We start from the raw sequence: 24,179 nt of genomic DNA on the forward strand, positions 1-24,179 counted from the left end.
AACCCTCAACTACCAAACCCCCGCCGAAACCCTCAACCAGCTACTCTCAACCCCCTACCCAACCACCGGTGTTGCAACCACCGGCTGAATCCGCCCCGTCCTGAGCGTCTCGAAACGGTTGACCGGTGCTCAAAGTCGCGGCGGTGCGAGGTGGGTCACACGATCCAACGTGCGAATTTGTTCTTCCGTGGAACATAAATGTGTGATTGGCTCTTCCGCATGGGAATCAGCATCGGTGTGGCCGGGGCCGGCCAGTTCGCTCCTTCGTTCCTGCGGCTGTGGTCCGCGCACCCGGACGTGTCCGAGGTGCGGCTGACCGACGTCATCCCGGAGCGGACGGCGGAGATGGCCGCCAAGCAGGGCATCACAGTCACGCATGCGTCGTTCGAGGAGATGCTCGAGTCGGACGTGGACGCGGTTGCGATCTTCACCCAGCGCTGGCTGCACGGCGAGATGGCGATCAGGGCGCTCGAGGCCGGCAAGCACGTGTACTCGACGGTCCCGATGGCGATCGAGGCCGACCAGATCGCGCGCATCATCGAGCTGGTCAAGGAGACCGGGCTCACCTACATGATGGGTGAAACCAGCTACTACTACCCGTCCTCGGTGTACTGCCGGCAGAAGCTCGCCGACGGCGCGTTCGGCCGGGTGTTCTACAGCGAGGGCGACTACGTCCACGACATGGACCTCGGGTTCTACGCGGCGTACCAGTACTCCGGCGGCGACGACTGGAAGAAGACCGCGTCGTTCCCGCCGCTGCTCTACCCGACGCATGCCGTCGGCAACGTTCTCTCGGTGACCGGCCAGCACGCCACGCACGTGTCGGCGATCGGCGTCAAGGACGACCGCGGCGACGGTGTGTTCGACAAGGACGTCAGTCAGTTCGACAACGACTTCTCGAACGCGACCGCGCTGTTCAAGCTCGCCGACGGCGGCATCATGCGGACCAACGAGATGCGCCGCGTCGGGTACCCGTCGCACATCCGCGAGTCGCGGCTGCGGGTGTTCGGCACCGAGGGCAGCTTCGAGCAGCTCGCCACCACGACGCTGTGGCAGAACAAGGAAGGCGTCGAGGACGTCTCGCAGCTGATGGAGACCAAGGCGACGGGCGACGACGCCGACCTCGAGAACGTCGACCCCGCGCTGCGCGACGCGTTCCGGTCCGGCCTGTCCCCGGTCCACGACCGCTCCCGCCTGCCGGAGGAGTTCGCCGGCCTGCACAACGGCCACGAGGGCTCCCACCACTTCCTCGCCGACGACTTCGTCCGCGCGGTCGCCGACAAGACCCTCCCGCCGATCAACGCCTGGGTCTCCGCCCGCTACACCCTCCCCGGCATCTACGCCCACCAGTCCGCCCTCCAGGGCGGCGTCCAACTGGAAATCCCGGACCACGGCGACGCCCCCGCCTGACCGAGGGCACGAGACTCCGGCGGCTACGATCCGGTATGGATCTGTTTGCCGGAGTTTCCGTGAAGGAATACGACGTGGCGGTCGCCTGGTACGAGAAATTGCTGGGCGGACCGCCGAGTTTTCTGCCGAACGATGTCGAGGCGGTGTGGGAGCTGGGGGAGCACCAGTTCCTGTACATCGAGGTGGTGCCGGAGCATGCGGGGCATGCGCAGCACACGCTGTTCGTCGAGGACTTCGACGGCACCCTGAAGGGGATCGCCGAGCGTGGTCTGGAGCCGGCGGTGCGGGAGACGTACGAGAACGGTGTGCGGCATGCGACGTTCTTCGACCCGGACGGGAACGAGGTCTCGTACGGCGGGGCGCCGGTCGGCTAGGGCTCGCGGTCGGCGCGGTAGTGGTAGAGGTCCGGGAGGAAGTTCTCCAGGTTGCCGATCTCCTCGACGTGGTGGCGGATCCAGGCGGAGAGCTTGGGGCCGGGGAACGCGCGCTTGTGGGCGGTCCGGTTGAGGAACAGGCGGGCGAGCGGTGTGGTGTCGCCGATCGTCAGGTGGGTCGTATAGCGGCACCCTGACCTGGTGCGGGTGAACTCGTTCTCGAGCCGGACCATCGAGCTGCCGAGCATCCGCTTGCTGATCACGGCGCACTGGCTGTCGACGGTCTCGACCATGACCTCCAGGTCGAGCAGCATCGCCGGGTCACGCCCCAGTGCTTCCTTGATGTGCAGCCGGGCGCCCGGTTCGATCCGCCCGGGTGTGGTCGCCTCGTACGAGATGTGGTCGAGCGGGTGCCAGACCAGATACCGCGGCCAGGTCGTGCCGGCGTACCGCATGTCGCCCTGCACGTGGGTGTACCACCACGCGAGCATCTCGGGCGTGACTTGCTCGAGTGGTGAGTGCGTGATGGTGACGAGGGTGCGGCTCTCGTCGGACGAGGTGGAGACGGCCGCGGATTCCAGTGGACGCAACGGCCACAGGACAGGGCGTGGCGCAGGCAGTTCCATTCTCCCCTTGGTGCCCGGCGGCGAGGGGGTCAAACGGCGACGGCGATGCGGTCCAGCTCGCTCCACAGCAGCACCCGTACGGCGACCGTCGTCCGGCCTTCGAGCTCGGCCCGCAACAGCCGATGGACGCCGTCGAGGATCGTGACGCGCTCGTCCGGCCGGCGTACGACGTCGAGCGGATGCCGGAGGTCGGCGGCCAAGGTCCGCGCGTACTGCTCCTGGTACCTGACCGGTCCGGCGGCGACCTGGTGCGGCGTGACCTGGAACGGCCGGCCGTCGTACGCCCAGAACGGGAGGTCCAGGTGATCGGCCAGGTCGACCACCTGGAGCGAGACCGTGGGCAGGTCGAGGGCGTGCAGCAGCTCGAGGTCCCAGTGGAAGTCCAGGATGTACGGCCGCAGTTCAGCGGGTACGGCGAGCGGGAACGGGCGGCGGGTCATTCGTAGATGCGGCGCAGGCGTAGCGTCATCGAGTTCTCGATGTGCCGGGTCATCGCGGATTCGGCGGCGACGGGATCGCCGGACGTGATCGCCTCGACCAGCATGCGGTGTTCGGTCAGGACCTCCGGGCCGATGTCGCGGTCGTAGTGCAGCCGGAAGATGTGCAGGTGGCAGTGGGTCCGCTCGAAGGCCAGCCGAACCTGCTCGCTGCCGGACAACGACGCGATCAGCGAGTGGAAGCGGTTGTCGTGAGCGGTCAGCGACTTGTAGCCGGCGTAGTCGATCGACGTCGGCTCGACCGCGTTGGAGAGCTCGGCGCGCAGCCGTTCCGCACCCTCGAGGGAGATCAGCTCGGCCGCCCGCCGGGCCGCCCAGGGCTCGAGCAGCAGCCGGAACCGATAGAGGTCGTCGAACTCCTCGAGCGAGAGCAGCGGCGTCGCGCGATACCCCTTCAGCGGCTCCTTGACCGCCAGCCCTTCCGACTCCAGCCGGGCCAGCGCCTCCCGCACCGGCGTCGACGACACCTGGAACTCCCGGGCCAATCCGTCGATCGAGATCCGCGCCCCGGGCCGGATGACGTGGTCCATCAGCATCGTCTTGATGGCCTCGTACACGTCGTCGGCGAGCATCTGCCGGCGCAGCAGCCGCCGGTCCACCGGTGCCACGGACTCGCTCATCTGGTGTCTCCGGAATCTGGTCGCGGGCTTGACCCCACCGGTCAGTTTTCGGCAGGGTAACACTGGTAATCATGCATCATGCACGATTCTGACCCCAGCAAGCCAGGGAAGGCGCGAATGGTGAGGTTCGAACAGATCGGCGTCCTGCCCGAGCCCGGTGACAACGTCGCGATCGCCTCCCGCCGGCTGGAGGCCGGGACCGAGGTCGAGCTCGACGGTGCGACGATCACGCTGCCGCACACCGTCCTCGAGGGCCACCGGTTCGTGGTCGCGCCGGTCGCCACCGGTGCCGCGCTGACCTCGTGGAACACCGCGTTCGCGCGGGCGTCCCGGGACCTCGTCCCGGGCGACTACGTCTGTACGCCGACCAGCCTCGCCGCGGTCACCGCCCGCGGCGTGGACGGGCTGCCGGGGGAGCCGAGCGCGACCAACGAGCCGCTCGACCCGTTCCAGCTGGACGAGTCGGCGCTGTACTTCGGCGCCCAGGTGACCAGCGTCGAGCAGCCCGGGACCTTCCTGGGCTACCCCCGTGCGCAGGGCCCGGCCGGGACGCGGAACCACGTCGTACTGCTGGCCACCAGCTCGCGGAGCAGCGGGTTCGTCACCGAGCTCGCCCGGCGCTTCGACGGCGCGGCCGCCGGCGACGGCGTCGTGCCGGTGGCACACACCGAGGGCGGCGAGGACGAGGTCCCGAACAACCTGCACTTCCTGCTCGCCACGCTGGCCGGCTTCACGCTGAACCCGAACGTCGGCGCCGTCCTGGTCGTCGACGCCGAGGGCGACGTGGTGTCCGGCGAGGCGATCAAGAATTTCATGGCCGAGCACGACTACCCGTCGATCAAGGTGCCGCACACGTACTTCACCCGGGCGGGCGGCTTCGAGCACGACCTGACCGCGGCCGGTGCGCTGATCGAGCCGTGGCTGCCGGTCGTCGACGCGCAGCAGCGCGAGGAGGTCCCGCTCGCGGATCTCAAGATCGCCTTGCAGTGCGGTGGCTCCGACGCCTTCTCCGGCATCTCGGCCAACCCGCTCGCGGGTCAGGTCAGCGCCGAGGTCATCCGGCACGGCGGGACGGCGGTCCTCGCGGAGACCGACGAGCTGATCGGCGCCGAGCCGTACGTGCTGAAGAACGTCCGCGACCTCGCGACCGCCAAACGCTTCCTGGCTACGATCAAGTCGTTCAAGGAACGTGTCGGCTGGCACGGCCACACCGCGGAGGGCAACCCGTCCGGCGGCAACGTGTACCGCGGGCTCTACAACATCGTGCTGAAGTCGATCGGCGCCGCCCGCAAGTTGCCGCGCGAGGTCCGGCTCGACCACGTCATCGACTACGGCGAACCGCTGCCCGGCGACGGGTACATCTTCATGGACAGCCCCGGCAACGACCTCGAGTCGGTGGCCGGCCAGATCGGCAGCGGCTGCAACCTGATCTTCTTCACCACCGGCAACGGGTCGATCACCAACTTCCCGTTCGTGCCGACGCTGAAGTTCGTCACCACGAGCGCCAGGTACGAGCGGCTGCACGCCGAGATGGACGTCGACGCCGGCAAGTACCTGACCGGTACGTCGATGGCGGACCTGACCGCGGAGACCTTCGACCTGGTCGTCCGCGTCGCCTCGGGTGAGAAGAGCGCAGGCGAGCGGGCCGGCCACAGCCAGGTGTCGATCTGGCGGAACTGGAAGCAGACCGGCCCGCGCGAAGGTATCTCGATCACCACGGACGGCCGGATGAGCCGCAAGCTCGCCGACCTGCCGAGCGAGGACCGCGACGCACCGCTCGACGGCCTGCCGCACCGCGGCCTGACCTCCGACGGCCGCACGCGGACCGAGCTCCTCGAGGTCGACGACCGGCTGGCCCCCGAGGCCGTCGGCCTGATCCTGCCGACCAGCCTCTGTTCCGGCCAGATCGCGCTGCGCATCGCGGCCCAGGCGGAGCTGGAGAAATGGGCCGGTGACGCCGTCACCCGGATGGTCGCGCTCCCGCACACCGAAGGGTGCGGCAGCAGCGGCGGCGCGTCCGAGGAGACGTTCGCGCGGATCATGCTCGGCTACCTCCTGCACCCGAACACCCGCATGGCCCTGCTCCTCGAGCACGGCTGCGAGAAGACCCACAACGACTACTTCCGGTCCCGGCTGGTCGAGGCCGGGGCGGATCCGTCTCGCTTCGGCTGGGCGAGCATCCAGGCCGACGGCGGTCTCGACGCGGTCGGCGGCAAGGTCAAGGACTGGTTCAGCGGCTTCCGCATCCCCGCACCGGTCGCGCGGGACGGCGACCTCGGCGCGCTCACGATCGGGCTGGAGGCGCGCGGCCCGCTCTCGGACACGACCGCCGAGGCGCTGGCGCTGGCCGGCCACGAGATCGTGGGCTCCGGCGGTTCCGTCGTACTGTCGTCGCGTGGCGCGTTGCTGGCCCACGAGGGCTTCCGTACGGCGGCGTTCGGGTCGACGGACCCGGTCGGCCCGACGATCGCGCACGGGCAGCGGCTCGCCGAGTCGGGGTGGCACGTGATGCGGATGCCCGGCACGGACTGGATGGAGACCGCGACCGGGTTCGGCGCGACGGGTGTCCAGCAGATCCTCGCGCACGTCGCCGGCGGCACGCTGTCGGCGCAACGGTTCGTGCCGGTCGTCGAGTTCAGCAACGACCCGGAGACGGTCGCGACGTACGGCGACGACCTGGACGCGGTGGCCACCGGCGACGCGGCAGAGCAGGCGCGGACCGCGCTCGACACGATCGCCGCCGTCGCCTCCCGCCGGCTCGTCCCGAAGGCAGTTGCCTCCGGCAACGTAGGTTTCCAGATCACCCGCGGTCTGCTCGGCACCTCGATGTGAAAGGCCCTTCCATGCACCTGGTCCGTTATCTGTCCCCGGTCGACGGCCGCCCGATCCCCGGTGTGCGCACCGGAGACACGGTGGCGTCGCTGCAGGGCGTCAACACATTCGCCGAACTGCTCCGGCTCCCGCTCGCCGAGCTGCAGGCGGAGGTGGACAAGGTCGGCGAGACGCTTCCCGCCGACGGACTGACGTTCCTGCCGCCGCTCGACGGCCGCGGTGAGGTGTGGTGCGCCGGCGTCACGTACGAGCGGTCGCGCGGGGCCCGGATGGAGGAGAGCAGCGAGCAGTCGGTGTACGACAAGGTCTACACCGCCGACCGGCCCGAGCTGTTCCAGAAGGCGCCGGCCTGGCGCGTGGTCGTGGACGGAGAGCCGGTCGGCATCCGCTCCGACTCCGGCCACGACGTCCCCGAGCCGGAGCTGGCCGTCGTCGCGAACAGCCACGGCGAGATCGTCGGCTTCACGGTCTGCAACGACATGAGCTCGCGGTCCATCGAAGGCGTGAACCCGCTGTACGTACCGCAGGCGAAGCTGTTCGCGGGCGGCTGTGCGCTGGCGTCCGGGATCCGCCCGGCGTGGGAGGTCGCGAACCCGAAGGCGCTCACCGTCGACCTGGTGATCCGTCGCGGCGGCGCCGAGGTGTTCCGCGGTACGACGTCCACCGAGAAGCTGGTGCGCGACCTGCAGGACCTGATCGACGCCCTGTTCCTGCCGAACGACTTCCCGGACGGCGTGATCCTCGCGACCGGCACCGGGATCGTGCCGGAGCTGGACTTCGCGCTGGCCGCGGGTGACGTCATCACGATCACCATCGACGAGGTCGGCACGCTGACCAACACCGTCGCCACCGGCAAGGAACCGTTCGGGTTCCTGGCCACCGACAACCTGGAAGGAACGCGATGACCCAGGACACCACGCCTGCCGAGCTCGAGCAGGCGCTCGCGGCGGCCACCGCCGCCGCACCCGCCTTCGGCACGGCCGCGCCGGCGGTCCGGGCCGGCTGGATCCGCGCCGTCGCGGACGCGCTGGACGCGGCGGCCGGCGAGCTGGTGCCGATCGCGATGCGGGAATCGTCGCTGCCCGAGGCGCGGCTGACCGGCGAGGTCGCCCGCAGCACCGGCCAGCTGCGAATGTTCGCCGACGTCCTCGAAGAGGGGTCGCTGCTCGAGGTCGTCATCGACACGTCGGACCCGCAGGCCAAGCCGGTGCCGCGGCCGGATCTGCGCCGCGTGCTGGTGCCGCTCGGTCCCGTGCTGGTCTTCGCCGCCAGCAACTTCCCGTTCGCGTTCAGCGTCTGCGGCGGCGACACCGCGTCGGCGCTCGCCGCGGGCTGCCCGGTGATCGTCAAGGCGCACCCGGGTCACCCCGAGCTGTCCGTCCGCACCGCCGAGGTGATGATCGAGGCGCTGACGGCGGCCGGTGCGCCGGAGGGAACGCTCGGCCTGATCTCCGGCTTCGACGTCGGCGTCACCGCGCTGAAGGACCCGCGAATCACCGCCGCCGGCTTCACCGGCTCGGTCCCGGCCGGCAAGGCCCTGCACGAGATCGCGGTGACCCGCCCGGAGCCGATCCCGTTCTACGGCGAGCTCGGCAGCCTGAACCCGGTGTTCGTCACCCAGGCCGCGATCGATGCCCGGGGCAAGGACATCGCCACCGGGTACGTCGGTTCGTTCACGCTCGGCGTCGGCCAGTTCTGCACCAAGCCGGGGCTGCTGTTCCTCCCGGCCGGCCACGGCCTGCAGGACCAGCTCGTCGAGGCCGTCGGCGGCGTCGCCCAGGCGCCGATGCTGAACGACCGCATCAAGGACGGCTTCACCTCCGGCCTCGACCGGCTGGAGAAGGTGGACGGCGTCCGCGTGCTGGCGTCCGGCGGTGCGACGCTCCTGCAGACCACCGTCGCCGAGCTCCTGGCCCGCCGCGACGAGATCCTCGAGGAGTGCTTCGGCCCGGTCTCGATCGTGGTGGAGTACGGCGACCGCGACGAACTCGTCCAGGCGCTCGAGGCGTTCGAAGGCAACCTGACCGCGACGCTGCACGCGGAGGACTCGGACGCCGACCTGGCCCGGGAACTCCTGCCGCTGCTGACCGCCCGCGCGGGACGCGTGCTGTGGAACGGCTGGCCGACCGGCGTCGCCGTGTCGTGGGCCCAGCACCACGGCGGCCCGTTCCCGTCGAGCGTCGGCTCGATCCACACCAGCGTCGGCGTGACGGCGGCCCGGCGGTTCCAGCGCCCGGTCGCGTACCAGGACGCCCCGGACGCGGTGCTGCCCGACGTACTGAAGGACTCGAACCCGGCCGGGATCAGCCGGCGGGTGAACGGAACCGTGACCACAGGTGAGGTGCCGCGATGACTGATGTGCCCCCGACGAACGACCCGGCCGAGGGCGGCGTCCTGGCCGGCGAATCGGCCCCGGCCGCGACCGGCCGGCGCAGTTTCGACCACTGGTTCGGTGAGCACGGCCGCAACGGCTTCATCCACCGGTCCTGGATGAAGTCGCAGGGCTTCTCCGAGGAAGCCTTCGACGGGCGCCCGGTGATCGGGATCTGCAACACCTGGTCGGAGCTGACGCCGTGCAACGCGCACCTGCGCCGGCTCGCGGACTCGGTGAAGCGCGGGGTCTGGCAGGCCGGCGGGTTCCCGCTGGAGTTCCCGGTGATGTCGCTCGGCGAGACGCTGCTGCGGCCGACCGCGATGCTGTTCCGCAACCTGCTGAGCATGGACGTCGAGGAGTCGCTGCGCGGGAACCCGCTCGACGGCGTGGTGCTGCTGACCGGCTGCGACAAGACGACGCCCGGCTCGATCATGGGCGCCGCGAGTGTCGACCTGCCGACGATCGTCGTCACTGGCGGCCCCATGTTGAACGGTAAATTCCGCGGCTGCGACATCGGCTCCGGTACGGCGGTCTGGCGGTTCACGCAGGACCTCAACGCCGGCCGGATGTCGGCCGAGGACTTCGCGGCGGCCGAGGCAGGCCAGTCCCGCAGCAACGGCCACTGCATGACGATGGGCACGGCGTCCACGATGGCCTGCATGGCCGAGGCGCTCGGCCTGCAGCTGACCGGATCCGCGGCGATCCCCGCCGTCGACTCGCGCCGCTACGTGATCGCGCAGAAGTCCGGGCAGCGGATCGTCGAGATGGTCAAGGAAGACCTGAAGATCAGCGACATCCTCACCCGGGACGCGTTCGCCAACGCGGTCCGCGCGAACGCGGCGATCGGCGGTTCGACGAACTTCGTCATCCACCTGCTCGCGATCGCCGGCCGGGTCGGCGTCGACGTGAGCCTCGACGACATCGACGAGTGGGCGCGCGGCGTCCCGTGGCTGGTCGACCTGCAGCCCTCGGGCAAGTACCTGATGGAGGACTTCTACTACGCCGGGGGCCTGCCCGCGGTGCTGAAGGAGATCCTGCCGCTGCTCAAGCCGGACGCGATCACGGTCACCGGCAAGACGATCGGCGAGAACGTCGCGAACGCCGAGCGGATCGAGGCGGTGTACCCGGGCGCGGCACCCGGCAGCGAGACGTACGCCGTCATCCGCCCGGTCGGCGACCCGCTCGGCAGCGGCGCGGGAACCGCCGTACTGAAGGGGAATCTGGCCCCCGACGGTGCGGTCATCAAGCAGTCGGCCGCGTCCGAGCGGCTGTCGCGGCACCGCGGCAAGGCGCTGGTGTTCAGCAGCATCGAGGAGTACGACAAGGCGGTCGAGGACCCGGATCTCGACGTCGACGAGGACACCGTGCTGGTGCTGCAGAACGCCGGGCCGCGCGGGTACCCGGGGATGCCCGAGGTCGGCAACATGACGATCCCGCGCAAGCTCGCCGAGATCGGCGTCGACGACATGGTGCGGATCTCGGACGCGCGGATGAGCGGTACGGCGTACGGCACCGTGGTCCTGCACGTCACGCCCGAGGCCGCGGTGGGCGGGCCGTTGGCGCTCGTGCGGACCGGGGACTGGATCGAGCTCGACGTACCGGCGCGGCGGCTGCACCTCGACGTACCGGACGAGGAGCTGGAGAAGCGCCGGGCGGACTGGCAGCCGCCGGCCCCGCCATCGGACCGCGGCTGGGCCCGCCTCTACGTCGACCACGTGACCCAGGCCAACCAGGGCTGCGACCTCGACTTCCTCATCGGCCGCACCGGCTCCGCCGTAGCCCGCCAGAGCCACTGATGTCCTGGGGACCTTTTGAAGCGGTACGAGGGCTGCGGCCCGCGGGGACCCTCCCGCAGGTGACGCCGATCCGGCGGATCCTCACGGATCTGCCGGTGTCGGCCGACCCGTACGCCGGCGCACGCGCGGCGCTCGAACCGCTCCGGGAGCGGGTCCTGCCCGGCGCCCGGATCGCGGTGACGGCGGGCAGCCGGGGGATCCACGACCTGGTGCCGGTGGTGAAGGCGGCCGTGGACTGGCTGCGGGACGCCGGCGCCGCGCCGTTCGTCATCCCGGCGATGGGTTCGCACGGCGGCGCGACCGCCGACGGGCAGCGCGAGATGCTCGCCGGTCTCGGGATCACTCCGGAGACCGTCGGTTGCCCGATCGAGGCGACGATGGAGACCGTCGTCGTCGGCACGCTGGCCGACGGCACCGAGGTGCACCACGACGCGATCGCCGCCAAGGCCGACGGCGTCCTGCTGGTGAACCGGATCAAGCCGCACACGGACTTCCGCGGACCGATCGAGAGCGGGATCGCGAAGATCCTCGCGATCGGGCTCGGCAACCACCTCGGCGCGGCCTCCCTGCACGCCGGCGGCATCCCGTCGCTCGGCGTCAACATCGAGGCCGCGGCCCGGATGGTGATTGCGCAGGGCAAGATCCTCGGCGGGCTGGCGATCCTGGAGAACGCCCACGAGCAGACCGCCGCGGTCGAGCTGCTGGCCGCCGACGGGATTGCCGAAGCGGCCGAAAATGCCCTGCTGCAAAGGGCCTCGAGCCTGCTCGGCCGGCTCCCGTTCGACGAGCTCGACGTCCTCGTGGTCGACGAGCTCGGCAAGGACAAGTCCGGCGCGGGGATGGACACGAACGTGATCGGCCGCTGCTGGGTGCACGGCATCCCTGAGTTCGAGTCGCCGTCGATCGCCGCGATCAGCGTGCACTCGCTGTCGCCGGCGTCGCACGGCAACGCGTCCGGCCTCGGCCTGGCCGACGTGATCCCGGCACGGCTGCTGGAGCAGATCGACCTGCGGGCCAGCTACGTGAACGCGCTGACCTCGGGCGCCGGCGGGGCGCGGCGCTCGCGGCTGCCGATGGTGATGGAGGACGACGAGGCCGCCGTACTCGCGGCCGTGACGATGTGCGGACGGCGGCACTGGTCCGAGCTCCGGCTGGCCCGGATCAAGGACACTCTGTCGCCGAACGAGCTGATGGTGACACCGGCCCTGCTCACCGAGGCGGCCGAACGATTCGACCTGGAGATCACCGGTACGGCGCGGGACCTGGCGCCGGCCGGACGACTCGGACCTTGGAGCGAGACATGAACCTTCGCGAAGCACGTACCCTGCTCGCCGACCGCGGCTTCCGGCCCGGGGAGGCGTCCACGAAGACCTTCCCCGACGGGTCGCCGTACAAGGTGGAGATCCCGTCCTGCGAGGGACCGCGGGTGATGACGGCGGTCCTGGAGGAGGCCAAGGAGCGCGGCGTCACGATCGACCGGGTGTCGCAGGGCAGCGGCGTGATGATGCTGACCGACGGCGAGATCGAGGAGATGCTGTCGCTCGGCGCGTCGTCGGGTGTCGAGGTGTGCTTGTTCCTCGGGCCGCGCGGCGCGTGGGACATCGGCGGTCAGGCGAAGGTGTCGGCCGCGGTCGGCGGTGTTGCGCGAGGCAACGACCAGGTGGCGGCGTCGTTGTGTGACGCGTACCGCGCGGTCGAGCTCGGCGTCCGTAGCCTGCTGGTCGGCGACATCGGCGTGCTGGAGATCCTCGGTCAGCTGAAGATCGAGGGCGAGCTGCCGTCGGACCTGGTGCTGAAGACGTCCGTGCTGATGCCGTTGCCGAACGCCCCGACCGCGCGGCTGTACGAGCGGCTCGGCGCGACCAGCCTGAACGTCTCGACCGACCTGCCGGTGCCGGTGCTCGCGGAGATCCGCTCGGTGACGACGGTGCCGATCGACATGTACATCGAGGTTCCCGACGACCAGGGCGGCCACGTCCGCTTCTACGACGTACCGGATGTCGTCCGGGCCGCGGCGCCGGTGTACCTGAAGATGGGGCTGCGGAACGCGCCGAACATCTACCCGGTCGGCGCGCACCTCGCCGGTACGGCGGAGGCGCTCGGGCGGGAGCGCGTGCGGCGCGCGGAGCTGATCCTGCGGTTGCTCGCGGAGCAAGATGAGGGATGAGTTCGTCGGCCGGCTCCGGTCGGTCCTCGAGGACGTCGTCGACGACCCGGACGTCCTGGACAGTCATCGCAACGATCACGCGACCTTCTGTACGGCGGGGGCGCCGCGGGCGCTCGTCCGGCCTGGGAGCACCGCCGAGGTGCAGGAGGTGCTGCGGGTCGCGTCCGAGTTCCGGGTGCCGGTGGTCACCCAGGGCGCGCGGACCGGGTTGTCCGGCGCCGCGAACGCGATCGACGGCTGCCTGCTGTTGTCGACGTCCCGGATGGCGCGCATCCTCGAGGTGTCCGTCGAGGATCAGGTGGCCGTCGTCCAGCCGGGCGTGGTGAACGCCTCCCTGTCCCGCGCGGTTCTGGAGCAGGGCTTGTTCTACCCGCCGGACCCGTCGTCGTGGGAGATGTCGACGATCGGCGGGAACATCGCGACGAACGCCGGTGGGTTGTGCTGTGTGAAGTACGGCGTGACGTCGGACTTCGTGCGCGGCCTGGAAGTCGTCCTGGCGTCGGGCGAGGTCGTGCGCACCGGCCGCCGCGCGGCGAAGGGCGTCGCCGGCTACGACCTGACCCGGCTGATCGTCGGCTCCGAAGGCACGCTGGGGGTGGTGACCGAGGCGACGCTCGCGCTGCAGCCTGCCCCCGAGGCCGCACTGACCGCCGCCGCCACCTTCCTGACGATCGAGGACGGTATCGCCGCCGCAGCCGCTGTCATGGCCTCCGGCCTGCGCCCGTCCTTGCTCGAGTTCCTCGATCAGCCGACGTTGCGCGCGATCCAGGCCTACCGGGACATGGGGCTGCCGGAGAACGTCGGCTCGATGCTCCTCGCGCAGTCCGACCGGGGAACCCGGGCCGTCGAAGACGTTGCGCGGATCGCCGCGATCTGCGCTGAGCACGGTGCCGTCGACGTCGCCGAGGCCTCGGACGCCGAGGAGTCCCGGATGCTGCTCGAAGCGCGCCGCCTGGTCAACTCGGCGCTGGAACCGCTCGGCGTCACCTTGATCGACGACGTCTCCGTACCGCGGTCGCAGCTGGTCACCTTGTTGCGCGGGATCGCCGAGATCAGCGCGAAGTACGACGTACTCATCTGTTGCCCAGGGCATGTAGGTGACGGGAACATGCACCCGACCGTGGTGTTCGACCGTGACGACGCGGCCGCCGAGGCGCGGGCGCTGGAGGCGTTCGGGGCGGTGATGGAGCTGGGCCTGCGGCTCGGCGGCACGATCACCGGCGAGCACGGGATCGGCACGCTGAAGGCCCGCTGGCTGGAGACCGAGCTCGGGCCGGTCGGGCTCGAGCTGCATCGGCGGATCAAGGCCGCCTTCGACCCCCTGAACCTGCTCAACCCCGGGAAGGTGCTGCTGTGATCGATCCGTCCGCCGTCCGTCCCACGGCGCGGCAGCTGGCCTGGCAGCGGCAGGAGCTGACCGCGTTCGTGCACTTCGGGCCGAACACGTTCACCGATCTCGAATGGGGGACCGGTCTGGACGACCCGGCCGCGTTCGAACCGACGGCGCTGGACTGCTCGCAGTGGGTCTCCACGCTGGTCGCCGCCGGGTTCAAGAGCGTGATCCTGACGGCCAAGCACCACGACGGGTTCTGCCTGTGGCCGAGCAAGTACCTGCCGCACACCGTTGCCGCGTCGTATGGCCGGGACGTAGTCGGGGAGCTGTCCATCGCTTGTCAGGCCGCCGGGCTCGGGTTCGGGATCTATCTGTCGCCGGCGGACCTCTATCAGGAGAAGTCGCCCGGCGGGTACTACGGCAACGGGAGCCCGGCCGTCGCGTCGCAGGTCGGGGAGTTCTCGTATGTGGTCGACGACTACAACCTGTTCTACCTTCGGCAGTTGCACGAGCTGCTGACGTCGTACGGGCCGATCGCCGAAGTCTGGCTGGACGGGGCGAACCCGACGAGCAGCGCGCAGACCTATGCGTACGACGCGTGGTTCGACCTGATCCGCCGGCTCGCCCCGGACGCGACGATCGCGATCGGCGGGCCCGATGTGCGGTGGGTCGGCAACGAGGACGGGTTCGCGCGGGAGACCGAGTGGAGCGTCGTACCGTTCCGGAACGGGACGATGGTGGCCGAGCAGACGGCGCCCTCCGTCGCCGGGCCGGACGAGTTGGCCCGGGCCGACGAGCTGCGCTGGTATCCGGCCGAGGTCGACGTGTCGATCCGGCCGGGGTGGTTCTATCACGCGTCCGAGGACGCCGCGGTGAAGTCGGTGCCGGAGCTCCTGGACATCTATCGCAAATCGGTCGGGCGGAACGCCGTACTGCTGCTGAACATCCCGCCCGACGGCCGCGGCGTGTTCGCCGATCCGGACGTCGCCGCGCTGACGGCCTTCGGTGCGGCGGTGCGCGAGTACTACGGCACACCGGTGACGCTGCCCGGCACAGTGAACGTGCTCGATCTGCGGGAAGACATCTCGCGGGGGCAGCAGGTCGAATCCTTCGCAGTCGACGCGTTGGTGGACGGCTCATGGCAGGAGATCGCCGACGGCACCACCATCGGCCACCGCCGCCTGCTGGTGGTTCCGCCTCTCGTACCTAGCGACGTACGCGTCCGCATCCTCTCCGCCCGCGCTGCAGCCGAAGCAGACCTGTCCGTCCACTTCGACCCGACGATCGCGTAGTCCCCCTGCCTGGAGTCGAACCAGGAACCGAGCCTTCGGAGAGCCCGGCGAGATTCCGTCACCAGGGGGCACGCTCGACAGGTAGTGCACCGGCGAGACACTGTACGCGCGGTGCGCTTCACGCTCAGGCGCACTAGGCCATCGCCGGACACTACCTGTCGTGAGTGCTACTCCTGAACAGAGACCACGCGGATCCAGTCGGAGCATTCGGCCTCACACCACACGTGATCCCCACGGTGGGCGATCCGATCGCGCTGCACATGCCCGCAGGCAAGCAGCACACGTCGCATCGAGTGACCTTGCTGCACCGGAGCACCGGTCCTGCCGCCAGGCACTCGCTTTCTGTTCCTGAGGTCGGCCACGGCCGGTCCTCCTCTCTGGTTTGTTGTTGGTCCTACGTGCAGAAGGCAGGATTCGAACCTGCTAGGCCCCAAGGCAACGGGTTTACAGCCCGCCCCGCCCCTCCCACGACGGCGCTCCTGCTCAGGCGACGCGTTGCGTACGGCTGGTCAGACTTGTGTTCGAGTGACTTCCTCGACGAAGGCGGCGGGTCGCTCGATGTGCGGGACGTGTCCGGCCTCGCCGATCACTCGTAATGGCCAGCCGAGCCTGCCGGCTGCCTCCGCCGCGAGTGACAGCGGTACGAATCGGTCCTTGGCGCCCCAGAGCAGTGTCGTGGGGACGTCGATCCTGTCCTGGACCTGTTTGGTGCAGGTGGCGACCAGATGGCGCATGGTCCGCCCGACGTGCGGTACTCGTGCGCGGCTCCGCGTGTACGTGCTGAACGCCTGCATCCAGTCCGGGTCGCGGCGTCGTACGGAATCGAGGTCGGCGAACGCGCGGCGTTCGAAGCGCTCCATGTTCGCCTCGGAGGGCCGCACCGCGAATCGGACAGCGGTCACGCGCAGTCCGATCGGCAACCGGTACGGGCCGATCCCGGGTACGCCGTACAGCACCAGCCGGTGGAGTTGGTCGCCGTGACTCGCGGCGAACCGTGCCGCCAGCGTCCCCACGAGCGAATGCGCGATCAAGGCCGGCGGCCGATCGCAGGTCTGCTCGAGCAGTGCTTGCAGCCAGCCGTCGAACGCCTGTTGGTCCAACCGAGCGACTGCCGCGGACTCGCCGAGCCCCGGCACATCAGGCACGACGAGCTGGTAGCGCTCCGCCAGCTGCGGGATCACCGGCGCCCAGTAAGCCCCGCCGCATTCGATACCGCCGTGCAGGAGGACGAGCGGCGGTCCGTCCCCGCCCTCGAGAACGACTGTCGCGACGTCGTTGACGTCGATCCGCCGTTCGTCGACAGGCAGGCGTTGGAGCAACCGCTCGCGTGCCGTCATGCCCTCACGCTAGATCTCGGCCCCGTACCTCCGCTTCCGAAGAACTACCCAGGCCGCTGCGGGCCGCACTGCGAACAACCACGTAGCCTGGCAGGGTGGCCGGTCGGTCCCGGCCACCCAGCGGTGAGAGTGAGATTCGAACTCACGGGCCGGCATGTCAGCCGACCGACGGTTTAGCAAACCGCTGCCCCTACCGACAGGCGGATCTCACCAACCCCGTCCGCCGTCTCCCCTGTTGACGGCGGGCGGCTGTGGATAACTTCGTCGTGGCCATCCCTCGCGCTTGTACGCTTAGTGCAAAGGAAGAAGGCGCACGGCGGGCAGGCGCGCAGGGCACCCGCCCACCGGCTCAACCCTTGACGCAGATGACCTGCTTCAGGTGGGCGACGACTTCGACCAGGTCGGACTGGGCGGCGATGACCGAGTCGATGTCCTTGTAGGCGGCGGGGATCTCGTCGACGACGCCGGCGTCCTTGCGGGACTCGACGCCGACGGTCTGGGCGACCAGGTCGTCGACGGTGTACCGGCGCTTCGCCTCGTTGCGGCTCATCCGCCGGCCTGCCCCGTGCGAGGCCGAGTAGAACGAGCGCTCCGAGCCGAGCCCGCGGACGACGTACGAGCTGGTGCCCATCGACCCCGGGATCAGCCCGAGGTCACCGCGCCCCGCCCGGATCGCGCCCTTGCGGGTGACCAGCAGGTCGAGCCCGTCGAAGTGCTCCTCGGCCACGTAGTTGTGGTGGCACGAGATCGGCTGCTCGAACCGTACGTCGACCTCGAACGACTCCCGTACCGCCTGCATCACCAGCGCGAGCATGACGGCCCGGTTCCGCGCGGCGTACTCCTGCGCCCACGTGAGGTCCCGGCGGTAGGCGTCCATCTCCGGCGTACCGGACAGGAACACCGCCAGGTCGCGGTCCGGGAGATCCGCGTTGTGCGGCAGCTCCCGCGCGATCCGCATGTGCCGCTCCGCGAGCTCCTTGCCGATGTTCCGGCTGCCGGAGTGCAGCATCAGCCACACGCGGTCCTCGTCGTCGAGGCACACCTCGATGAAGTGGTTGCCGGAGCCCAGCGAACCCATCTGCTGCTTGGCCTTCCGCTCCCGGTCCTGCACCCCGTCGTGCAGACTCGTGAACCCGCCCCACAGCCGGTCCCACGGCCGCGGGTCGAGCCCGAGCCGCCGTACGCCGACCGGGTCCTCGTGCGCCCGGAAACCGACCGGTACGGCGGCCTCGATCCGCGACCGGATCGCCGACAGGTCGTCGGGCAGGTCAGCGGCCGTCAGCGAGGTCAGCACACCTTCCATCCCGCACCCGATATCGACTCCGACCGCCGCCGGCGACACGGCCTGGTACATCGCGATCACCGACCCGACGGTCGCGCCCTTGCCGAGGTGCACGTCCGGCATCACCCGGACACCGTGCACCCACGGCAGCGCCGCGATGTTGCGCAGCTGCTGCAGCGCCTTCGCGTCGACGTCGTACTCGTGAGCCCACATCAGCGTGGAGCTCTTCGCCCCACTCAGCTCAACCGGAAGCTCCACGTTCCCCTCCTCGTTCGTGTACATGCGGTGGAAGTGGGACTCGAACCCACACATCCGGTGAAGGATCGACCGTTTTCGAGACGGCTGCCGGTAGGCCAACGCTCGGCTTATTCCACCCTTTGTTCCACTCGGACAAGCTGCCAGGGCAGGGCTCGAACCTGCGGGGCCTCGGGTCAGAACCGAGGGTGGGTCACCGTCGCCCACCTGGCATCGCGCTCGTCGGCGGCACCCGGGGGGTGTCGCGTCAGAGCGCCAGCTCGGCACGGGAAGGGATCCACGGCTGCCACAACAGCGGCATGCCGGCCTCTTCCGGTGTTCGCGAGCCCTTCTTCTCGTTGCACGTCGAGTGCGCGGCGACGGCGTTCAACCACTCGCCACGTCCGCCCCGTGATCGTGGCACCACGTGGTCCATCGTGGTGGCGCCGAGCCGGCCGCAGTACGCGCACGTGTACTTGTCGCGCTTCAGCACGCCGGCCCGTGTGTACTGCAGTCGGCCGGAGGCGTAGCGCCACTTCATCACGACGTACCGGACGAGCCGCAGCACGCGCGGGAGGGGGAACGGTCCGATGCTGGCGCCGTCGTGCGCTTCTTCGACGACCGCCACCTCGCGGACGAGCATCTTGATGGCGTGCGGGATCGACACGACGTGCAGCTGCTCGTACGAGGCGTTCAGGACGATCACACCGCTCATGTGGTTCCTCCTCCCCTCCAGTGTGCCCGACCCGCGGTCAGCAGGTCGGGGAAAACGGTGTCGGTCGGTGTGCGGCCCCAGGGATTCGAACCCTGAACCTCCTGGTTCTAAGCCAGGCGCCTCTCCCAGTTGGGCCAGAGCCGCGGGGGTACTGCGTTCTGTTGCGTACGGCGACCGTCGTGCGTGGCAACCGTGTCACTCAGGGTGTCCGGCGGGGCTCGAACCCGCTTCCTCCGGGTCCACGTCCCGGCGCATCGCCCGCTTCTGCCTCGGACACAGCACGCCCGGCAGGATTCGAACCTGCACCCTCCTGCTTCGTAGGCAGGCGCTCTGTCCGGTTGAGCCACGGGCGTTCGTGGCGCCCTGCGCCGGATGTACTGCGGATTTCCGGCGCAGGGCACGCTTGTGGCGCCCGCTCGGCCGGTAGCAAGCATCCTGCGGGCGCCTGGTCCAGCTGGGAGGACTCGAACCTCCGATCTCCTCAACCCAAATGAGGTGGCCTGGCCGCTGGCCTACAGCTGGTCCTCCCCGGGGCGTCGCGGTCCCCGGGGAAATTGCGATGAATGTCCAGTTGTCAATTGTTCGTGCCGATATCCGTGAATACCGGAAAGCATCGGTGGAAGGAGTCGAACCCTCGTGACGCGGGTTTGGAATCCGGTCCGCAACCATTGCGCACCGACGTGACCCGTGACCGGGCAAAAGAAAAGAGCCGCCTGCTGCCGGGACCCGGCTCAGACGGCTCGCTTGGAGATCTCCCCAGCGGAAAGATCACCCAGGCGGACCGCCCGAACGCGGGCTGAGCTGGTGGTAGAGGGCCTCGCCCACAGATCGCAGGCACGCCGACAAAGCCATGCGGCCGGGCCGCCAGGCTTCGTTCGCGATTCGCGTTCCGTACACGATCTGTCTCCTCAGGTTCTGTCGCTTGCGGGAAATAGTCTCACCCAACACTCATGGTGAAGTCAACGCATTTCCCAGAACAATTGTTCCCCGCCATTCCCGCACCCTCTCCGACGCACACTCCCATCACCCAGTTCCGCCGGCCGAGTCCGCAATCAGCAGGTGTTCTCACCGCACAGGACGGCGCACGCGCCACCCGGCAGCACCGACGGGACCAGCACGCACTGCCCGCTGTACGCAGCGAGATACCCCACCACACGGGACAGCGAAACCCACGAGCCGGGGGCTTCCGCCGTATGCCAAGAGACGACGCTCGCCGCGGCATGGGTGGCGTGGCCTGCGGCATGGGGTGGCGTGCCCCGCCTTACGGGACGGTGTCGGCGTCACGGGCCGCCTAGAGAGGGCCCGTGTGCGCCCGGTCGTACGGAACGCTTCCGCCGCACGCCGAGGGACGGTGCACGCCGCCGTGCGGGACGGCAGCCCCCGCCGTACGGGATGGTGTGAGCCCCGTCGTACGCGGTGGGGTGCTCCCGCCATCCGCCAACGGCCGGCTCGCCGTACGGCGACTGCGTCACGCCAAGCCGTCCGTCTGCGGAGTGACCCCGACCACACGCTCGCGCCCCGGCGTACCCTCCCCAAGGATCCGATTCGGAATCCGCGCCCTCCTCCCGCTACACTCTTGCCTCGGTACACGCCGCCTTAGCTCAGTCGGCAGAGCGTCTCACTCGTAATGAGAAGGTCGTCGGTTCGATTCCGACAGGCGGCTCCACCAAACCCCCAGGTCAGCGGTCACTCTCCGACGCTGGGGGTTCGTCGTTCCGAGCCTCGATCGCCTTCGGTCGCCGTGGTGTCCCCGCGCCTCTTGAGGGCGTCCGCGAGGTTCGATCGGGTGCCCGTAGAGGTCCATGGTCGTCGCCGCCGAGGCGTGCCCGGGACGCGCTGAGCCACCTTCGGGTCCCGGGCGCTCGCGGAGCACTCGTCTGCCGCGTCAACTCGATTCAGCCTGCCGAGATCGCGACCCCGCGCCGTGAAGGGGGCGCGCCGAGACGGTCAGTGCTCTTCGGACCTGCCTCCGGCAGTCGCTCAGGTCGCACCGCCATGGTGGCTGGCGTGGCCGGTTGAGTAGAGCGGCAGGCGGAACAGCATGACGGCGATCATGGCGACGCATGCCAGACCGCACACGCTCGGAACCAGTGCCTCCTGCGACACGATGCCGGTCCAGTACCCGACAATCAGCAGTACGCCGGCTGCCACGGACGACCCGGCCATCTCCAGAGTGGGTCGCCACTCCATGCGCCGGAACCGCATCCAGCCAGTCATCGCACCCGCCAGGATGACGGAGCAGATGAGCGCTGACAGCGCGGGGGCGTCTTGTCTCAGTTCAGTGAACCCGAGAAGCGACGCGACGCCGAAGAACACGGCAATCAAGACCCCACCCCCGAGGCACATGACCGCGCACATTTCCAGGAAGTGGAAGCCGAACCGGCCGGTCGACTTCGCGGTCCGTGAGATCGGCCCGTCGCGGGCCGGAGCCTTCTTCGAGGATCTCGGTGTGTGTAGTACTCGCATGGGAACCTCCCTCGGTCGGACCCTGACCACCGGGAGTCTTCCCGGTAGCGAACGGGGCAGCTCGTTTCTTCTGCCATCATCCGCTCCGCGCTCGTGTGCACGAGGGTCCAACGTCGCCAGCGGTCAGGGCTATGGACCCCCTCCGGGCAGCCGACCGCTTCTGGCGCCGCCCGCGGGCCGAGCCCGACCTCACCACGACCATCTACGCGGCCGAAACCGGCTCCGCCACCGAAGACGCCCTCAAGCTACTCGCCAGCTGGGCCGCCACGACTACACAGGAACAAGCCCCTGCCAAGAACCAGCGATCTCCGTGAAAGCCCTGCGGACGATGGCGCTAACCGCCGGGGCAGACCAGCTCCAAGTCCTCGGCGCGGCGGATGCGACGGGGGCCACCGCGTCGGACTGATGTTGCTCCGAAGCCGCCATCAGCTGTTTGACAGTCGTCTGCCGGTGTGTCGGCTCGTTGGCCATGCCGCCAACGCTGCAACCTGATTTCCAGTACGACCGTGCGTAGACGCCGCGATCTGCTGTCGACTACCTGGCAGGCGAATGTCGCTTGTGTCGCCGCGGACAGCCTGACTCATCTGGTGTGGTCCGCCGATAGATCCGCGACAGATTCGCGTCAACTGATGTGCGACAGGCCAGGATCTGGCGAATTGCGGACGTGCGTGCCTTGTCCGAACGACAGCACCCCACGCAGGCACAATGTGCACCTCGGAATCCCGCGACGAGGGAGGGCACCTAAATGAGCCTGGGCATGCACTTTGCGATCACCGACGATGATCGTGAGCAGCTTCTCGAGATGGACGGCGCCGACGAGGCGATCTCTGAGTATGTGCACGAGATCATCGAGGAGCGCGACGACGACTACAACGTGGCGACCGACAAGGCCTGGGATGCGATCCACCGAAGTCTCACCGACGGCCGGCTTGCCATTGACAACGGCTCCAGCCCACTCAACCTCGCCGTCCTAGGTGGCAAGCTGCTGACCAGCGGCGAGGACGAGTTGGTCGTCCTGGTCGACAAAGCCCATGTTCCTGCTGTCGCTGCCGCGCTCATGTCCGTCACCCAGGAGTCGCTGCGCAGAGGCTACGAGCAGATCGACGCCGCGGACTACGCGGAGTTCGGAGACGAAGACTTCGACTACACGTGGGACAACTTCACGGATCTCACCGATTTCTGGCAGCAGGCCGCCGCGAGTAAGCGTCACGTCATCTTCACGGCTTAGTACCCGCCGACGCCAGCACCGCCGAACTGACGAGTGGTCAGTAACGTCCGGACGTAGCCGCTGTCCGTGAAGCAAGCAGCCGATGAGTGGGTCCCTGTTGTGGCCTCCTTCAGATCTTGGGCGTGTTCGAGACGGCCGCTGGACGGAAGCCGCGCGCGATCATCCATACCGCTAGCACCATCTCCTGGACGGCCAGGGGCAGGCAGAGGACATTCACCTCGGAGGAGTTGATGCCGACAACTCCGTACATCGCGAGCAGGTAGGCGGCAACGTAGAACGGGATCCCCAGGAGACCCCAGACCGTGATCCAGCGGGGGACGATGCGCGACCGGAAGAGCAGGACGTAGAACAGGGCGGCGCCAAGGCAGAACACCAGCGACATGATCACGCTGGCCCCATCAGAGTCGATCACGAGGGTACCCAGACGCACCCCAGATGGTGAGGCCGTGCCCGGTCCTGCCGACATGGTCTCGGCCAGTGGCACGAGCACCAGCCACGCGATGGCGACGATGACGTAGGTGGTCGTCTCGACCGCCCCTCGGATGATCAGGTAGCCCGTGGCCAGCACTTCGTCCTCCCGCCGCAACACGGGGAAGAGCACCACCGCGACCAACGCGAGCGACAGGCCCATGACGAGCACGAGCAGCGCCCCCGTCGCGACGGTGCCGGAGTGGTCCGCGGCGTAGGCGAGCGGGTCGTCCGCGTTGTGCACGGGGAAAGAAGTGACGGCCTTGCTGAGGATGCCGGCCGCCGTCCCGACGATGAACAGGATCCCCGCTGTCGTGGCGGCAGCCTTGTGCTCACGCACGCCGCCTGACCGAGAATCGCCTTGGACACGTGATGGATACGACGTCGTAGATGACATGGTCCCTACACCTCCATTCAATCTCGATCGTTCGACCGCTTCCGCGTTGAGGTCAGAGGCGAACGACCACTGCTGAGACGCCACACGTCCGCATCTGCCGCGAAGAGTGAGGCGCAACGAGCCGAGTTGAGTGCGTTGCCCGAGGCCGACATGAGTGGCGGCTCGACTGATCGTGCGTCGATCACACCAGGCATGCTGGGCTTGGTGAGCGACTCCTACATCCGCTTGATCCCGACGAGCGCGGACTGGCAGCCCACGCTCAAGGCGGGCGCCGCCGCCGTTGCCTACGTGGCGAGCTTGTTCTCGGGCCCCGACGAGGCTGTCGAGGAGGTGGAATCCAACTTCTACGACCGAGTGACCCTGATCGACGCCGGCGAGAACACCAGCCAGATCACATGCCCGCGCTGCAGTCGGGACATCGGTCTGGACTGGGTCGGCGACCTCGTACGGGAAGATGGCAGCCTGCGCTTCGATCGCATGGACGTGACGGTGCCCTGCTGCGGTGCCGTCGTACCGCTGACCGACCTGCGCTGCGACTGGCCCGTCGGCTTTGCGCGGTTCGAGGTGAGCGCCATGAATCCGACCCGTGCGCAATACGAGCTCGATCCAGAGGAACTAGCCGCGGTAGCCGAACTCCTCGGCCACCCTGTTGCGCAGATCCTCGCTCACTATTGACTGCCAGGGCCGAATACGCAGCAGGTGCCTGCCGCCACGTTCCGATTTCCGGATGC

General features: G+C 69.0%; 20 protein-coding genes and 9 tRNA genes. 13 read left to right on the plus strand and 16 right to left on the minus strand.

Annotated elements, in window-relative coordinates:
* Positions 1-219: 219 nt before the first annotated feature.
* Positions 220-1,410, plus strand: coding sequence for a Gfo/Idh/MocA family protein (locus ACWEOO_RS15780; RefSeq protein ID WP_452143565.1), 1,191 nt, complete (start codon positions 220-222; stop codon positions 1,408-1,410).
* Positions 1,411-1,469: 59 nt separating this feature from the next.
* Entirely contained in the window at positions 1,470-1,784 is a 315-nt protein-coding gene (locus ACWEOO_RS15785; RefSeq protein ID WP_452143566.1) for a VOC family protein, read from the plus strand.
* Here the strand turns inward: ACWEOO_RS15785 and ACWEOO_RS15790 are convergent.
* Genes ACWEOO_RS15790 through ACWEOO_RS15800 form a run of 3 tightly spaced genes read right to left on the minus strand, consistent with a single transcriptional unit; the run spans position 1,781 to position 3,527 of the window.
* Positions 1,781-2,410, minus strand: a complete 630-nt coding sequence (locus ACWEOO_RS15790; protein WP_452143567.1) for a hypothetical protein — start codon at positions 2,408-2,410, stop codon at positions 1,781-1,783. The genes ACWEOO_RS15785 and ACWEOO_RS15790 overlap by 4 nt on opposite strands.
* Before the next feature lie 29 nt (positions 2,411-2,439).
* The gene (locus tag ACWEOO_RS15795) at positions 2,440-2,850 is read right to left on the minus strand and encodes a ParB/Srx family N-terminal domain-containing protein (protein ID WP_452143568.1); all 411 of its coding nucleotides are present in this window, start codon (positions 2,848-2,850) and stop codon (positions 2,440-2,442) included.
* On the minus strand, positions 2,847-3,527 hold the full coding sequence (locus ACWEOO_RS15800; protein ID WP_452143569.1) for a GntR family transcriptional regulator: 681 nt from the start codon (positions 3,525-3,527) through the stop codon (positions 2,847-2,849). Before ACWEOO_RS15800 ends, ACWEOO_RS15795 begins: the two co-directional genes overlap by 4 nt.
* A gap of 117 nt (positions 3,528-3,644) precedes the next feature.
* On the opposite strand from ACWEOO_RS15800, the gene ACWEOO_RS15805 reads away from it, so the two are divergent.
* From ACWEOO_RS15805 to ACWEOO_RS15840, 8 genes are read left to right on the plus strand one after another with little or no spacing between them, the layout of a single operon-like run.
* Complete coding sequence (locus ACWEOO_RS15805; protein ID WP_452143570.1) at positions 3,645-6,359, plus strand: UxaA family hydrolase; 2,715 nt, start codon at positions 3,645-3,647, stop codon at positions 6,357-6,359.
* Positions 6,360-6,370: 11 nt separating this feature from the next.
* Positions 6,371-7,264 (plus strand): fumarylacetoacetate hydrolase family protein, encoded by an 894-nt coding sequence (locus tag ACWEOO_RS15810; RefSeq protein ID WP_452143571.1) that lies wholly within the window; start codon positions 6,371-6,373, stop codon positions 7,262-7,264.
* Positions 7,261-8,712: an aldehyde dehydrogenase (NADP(+)) gene (locus tag ACWEOO_RS15815; protein ID WP_452143572.1), complete on the plus strand. Its 1,452-nt coding sequence runs from the start codon at positions 7,261-7,263 to the stop codon at positions 8,710-8,712. The genes ACWEOO_RS15810 and ACWEOO_RS15815 overlap by 4 nt, the downstream gene beginning before the upstream one ends.
* On the plus strand, positions 8,709-10,529 hold the full coding sequence (locus tag ACWEOO_RS15820; RefSeq protein WP_452143573.1) for an IlvD/Edd family dehydratase: 1,821 nt from the start codon (positions 8,709-8,711) through the stop codon (positions 10,527-10,529). The genes ACWEOO_RS15815 and ACWEOO_RS15820 overlap by 4 nt, the downstream gene beginning before the upstream one ends.
* 59 nt (positions 10,530-10,588) lie before the next feature.
* On the plus strand, positions 10,589-11,833 hold the full coding sequence (locus tag ACWEOO_RS15825) for a DUF2088 domain-containing protein (protein WP_452143574.1): 1,245 nt from the start codon (positions 10,589-10,591) through the stop codon (positions 11,831-11,833).
* A complete protein-coding gene (locus tag ACWEOO_RS15830) occupies positions 11,830-12,696 on the plus strand; it encodes a U32 family peptidase (RefSeq protein WP_452143575.1) in 867 nt (288 codons plus the stop codon). Before ACWEOO_RS15825 ends, ACWEOO_RS15830 begins: the two co-directional genes overlap by 4 nt.
* The gene (locus ACWEOO_RS15835) at positions 12,686-14,053 is read left to right on the plus strand and encodes an FAD-binding oxidoreductase (RefSeq protein ID WP_452143576.1); all 1,368 of its coding nucleotides are present in this window, start codon (positions 12,686-12,688) and stop codon (positions 14,051-14,053) included. Before ACWEOO_RS15830 ends, ACWEOO_RS15835 begins: the two co-directional genes overlap by 11 nt.
* Positions 14,050-15,321, plus strand: a complete 1,272-nt coding sequence (locus ACWEOO_RS15840) for an alpha-L-fucosidase (protein ID WP_452143577.1) — start codon at positions 14,050-14,052, stop codon at positions 15,319-15,321. The genes ACWEOO_RS15835 and ACWEOO_RS15840 overlap by 4 nt, the downstream gene beginning before the upstream one ends.
* Positions 15,322-15,720: 399 nt before the next feature.
* Here the strand turns inward: ACWEOO_RS15840 and ACWEOO_RS15845 are convergent.
* The 11 genes from ACWEOO_RS15845 to ACWEOO_RS15895 all read right to left on the minus strand — a co-directional run bounded on the left by ACWEOO_RS15845 (position 15,721) and on the right by ACWEOO_RS15895 (position 19,411).
* Positions 15,721-15,804 (minus strand) — tRNA-Tyr (locus tag ACWEOO_RS15845).
* 26 nt (positions 15,805-15,830) lie between these two features.
* Positions 15,831-16,658, minus strand: a complete 828-nt coding sequence (locus ACWEOO_RS15850) for an alpha/beta fold hydrolase (RefSeq protein ID WP_452143578.1) — start codon at positions 16,656-16,658, stop codon at positions 15,831-15,833.
* Between the two features lie 121 nt (positions 16,659-16,779).
* Positions 16,780-16,870, minus strand: a tRNA-Ser gene (locus ACWEOO_RS15855).
* 137 nt (positions 16,871-17,007) lie between these two features.
* Positions 17,008-18,198, minus strand: coding sequence for an RtcB family protein (locus ACWEOO_RS15860; protein ID WP_452143579.1), 1,191 nt, complete (start codon positions 18,196-18,198; stop codon positions 17,008-17,010).
* 25 nt (positions 18,199-18,223) lie between these two features.
* Positions 18,224-18,315, minus strand: a tRNA-Ser gene (locus ACWEOO_RS15865).
* A gap of 20 nt (positions 18,316-18,335) precedes the next feature.
* Positions 18,336-18,408: transfer RNA gene (locus ACWEOO_RS15870), tRNA-Gln, on the minus strand.
* Between the two features lie 34 nt (positions 18,409-18,442).
* Entirely contained in the window at positions 18,443-18,889 is a 447-nt protein-coding gene (locus tag ACWEOO_RS15875; RefSeq protein WP_359931479.1) for an HNH endonuclease, read from the minus strand.
* 70 nt (positions 18,890-18,959) lie between these two features.
* Positions 18,960-19,033: transfer RNA gene (locus ACWEOO_RS15880), tRNA-Leu, on the minus strand.
* A gap of 59 nt (positions 19,034-19,092) precedes the next feature.
* Positions 19,093-19,166, minus strand: a tRNA-His gene (locus ACWEOO_RS15885).
* A gap of 2 nt (positions 19,167-19,168) precedes the next feature.
* Positions 19,169-19,242, minus strand: a tRNA-Arg gene (locus tag ACWEOO_RS15890).
* A gap of 93 nt (positions 19,243-19,335) precedes the next feature.
* A tRNA-Pro gene (locus tag ACWEOO_RS15895) sits at positions 19,336-19,411 on the minus strand.
* Positions 19,412-20,479: 1,068 nt separating this feature from the next.
* Here ACWEOO_RS15895 and ACWEOO_RS15900 point away from each other — a divergent pair.
* Positions 20,480-20,555 (plus strand) — tRNA-Thr (locus tag ACWEOO_RS15900).
* Positions 20,556-20,869: 314 nt separating this feature from the next.
* Here the strand turns inward: ACWEOO_RS15900 and ACWEOO_RS15905 are convergent.
* Positions 20,870-21,214 (minus strand): hypothetical protein, encoded by a 345-nt coding sequence (locus ACWEOO_RS15905; RefSeq protein ID WP_452143580.1) that lies wholly within the window; start codon positions 21,212-21,214, stop codon positions 20,870-20,872.
* A gap of 886 nt (positions 21,215-22,100) precedes the next feature.
* Here ACWEOO_RS15905 and ACWEOO_RS15910 point away from each other — a divergent pair.
* Positions 22,101-22,583 carry a DUF1877 family protein gene (locus ACWEOO_RS15910; RefSeq protein WP_452143581.1) on the plus strand — a complete coding sequence of 161 codons (483 nt, stop codon included), beginning with the start codon at positions 22,101-22,103 and terminating at the stop codon, positions 22,581-22,583.
* Positions 22,584-22,692: 109 nt separating this feature from the next.
* Here the strand turns inward: ACWEOO_RS15910 and ACWEOO_RS15915 are convergent, their stop codons facing one another.
* Entirely contained in the window at positions 22,693-23,391 is a 699-nt protein-coding gene (locus tag ACWEOO_RS15915; protein WP_452143582.1) for a DUF4386 domain-containing protein, read from the minus strand.
* Positions 23,392-23,574: 183 nt separating this feature from the next.
* On the opposite strand from ACWEOO_RS15915, the gene ACWEOO_RS15920 reads away from it, so the two are divergent.
* Entirely contained in the window at positions 23,575-24,123 is a 549-nt protein-coding gene (locus ACWEOO_RS15920; RefSeq protein ID WP_452143583.1) for a hypothetical protein, read from the plus strand.
* Positions 24,124-24,179 lie beyond the last annotated feature (56 nt).

Source organism: Kribbella sp. NPDC004138 (genome assembly GCF_053603655.1).

Excerpts from the sequence above, each read along its gene's own strand:
- ACWEOO_RS15795 (WP_452143568.1), bottom strand. The coding sequence starts at position 2,850 with ATGACCCGCCGCCCGTTCCCGCTCGCCGTACCCGCTGAACTGCGGCCG.
- ACWEOO_RS15875 (WP_359931479.1), bottom strand. The coding sequence starts at position 18,889 with ATGAGCGGTGTGATCGTCCTGAACGCCTCGTACGAGCAGCTGCACGTC.
- ACWEOO_RS15790 (WP_452143567.1), bottom strand. The coding sequence starts at position 2,410 with ATGGAACTGCCTGCGCCACGCCCTGTCCTGTGGCCGTTGCGTCCACTG.
- ACWEOO_RS15815 (WP_452143572.1), top strand. The coding sequence starts at position 7,261 with ATGACCCAGGACACCACGCCTGCCGAGCTCGAGCAGGCGCTCGCGGCG.
- ACWEOO_RS15835 (WP_452143576.1), top strand. The coding sequence starts at position 12,686 with ATGAGGGATGAGTTCGTCGGCCGGCTCCGGTCGGTCCTCGAGGACGTC.
- ACWEOO_RS15800 (WP_452143569.1), bottom strand. The coding sequence starts at position 3,527 with ATGAGCGAGTCCGTGGCACCGGTGGACCGGCGGCTGCTGCGCCGGCAG.
- ACWEOO_RS15810 (WP_452143571.1), top strand. The coding sequence starts at position 6,371 with ATGCACCTGGTCCGTTATCTGTCCCCGGTCGACGGCCGCCCGATCCCC.
- ACWEOO_RS15830 (WP_452143575.1), top strand. The coding sequence starts at position 11,830 with ATGAACCTTCGCGAAGCACGTACCCTGCTCGCCGACCGCGGCTTCCGG.
- ACWEOO_RS15910 (WP_452143581.1), top strand. The coding sequence starts at position 22,101 with ATGAGCCTGGGCATGCACTTTGCGATCACCGACGATGATCGTGAGCAG.
- ACWEOO_RS15820 (WP_452143573.1), top strand. The coding sequence starts at position 8,709 with ATGACTGATGTGCCCCCGACGAACGACCCGGCCGAGGGCGGCGTCCTG.
- ACWEOO_RS15780 (WP_452143565.1), top strand. The coding sequence starts at position 220 with ATGGGAATCAGCATCGGTGTGGCCGGGGCCGGCCAGTTCGCTCCTTCG.
- ACWEOO_RS15805 (WP_452143570.1), top strand. The coding sequence starts at position 3,645 with ATGGTGAGGTTCGAACAGATCGGCGTCCTGCCCGAGCCCGGTGACAAC.
- ACWEOO_RS15850 (WP_452143578.1), bottom strand. The coding sequence starts at position 16,658 with ATGACGGCACGCGAGCGGTTGCTCCAACGCCTGCCTGTCGACGAACGG.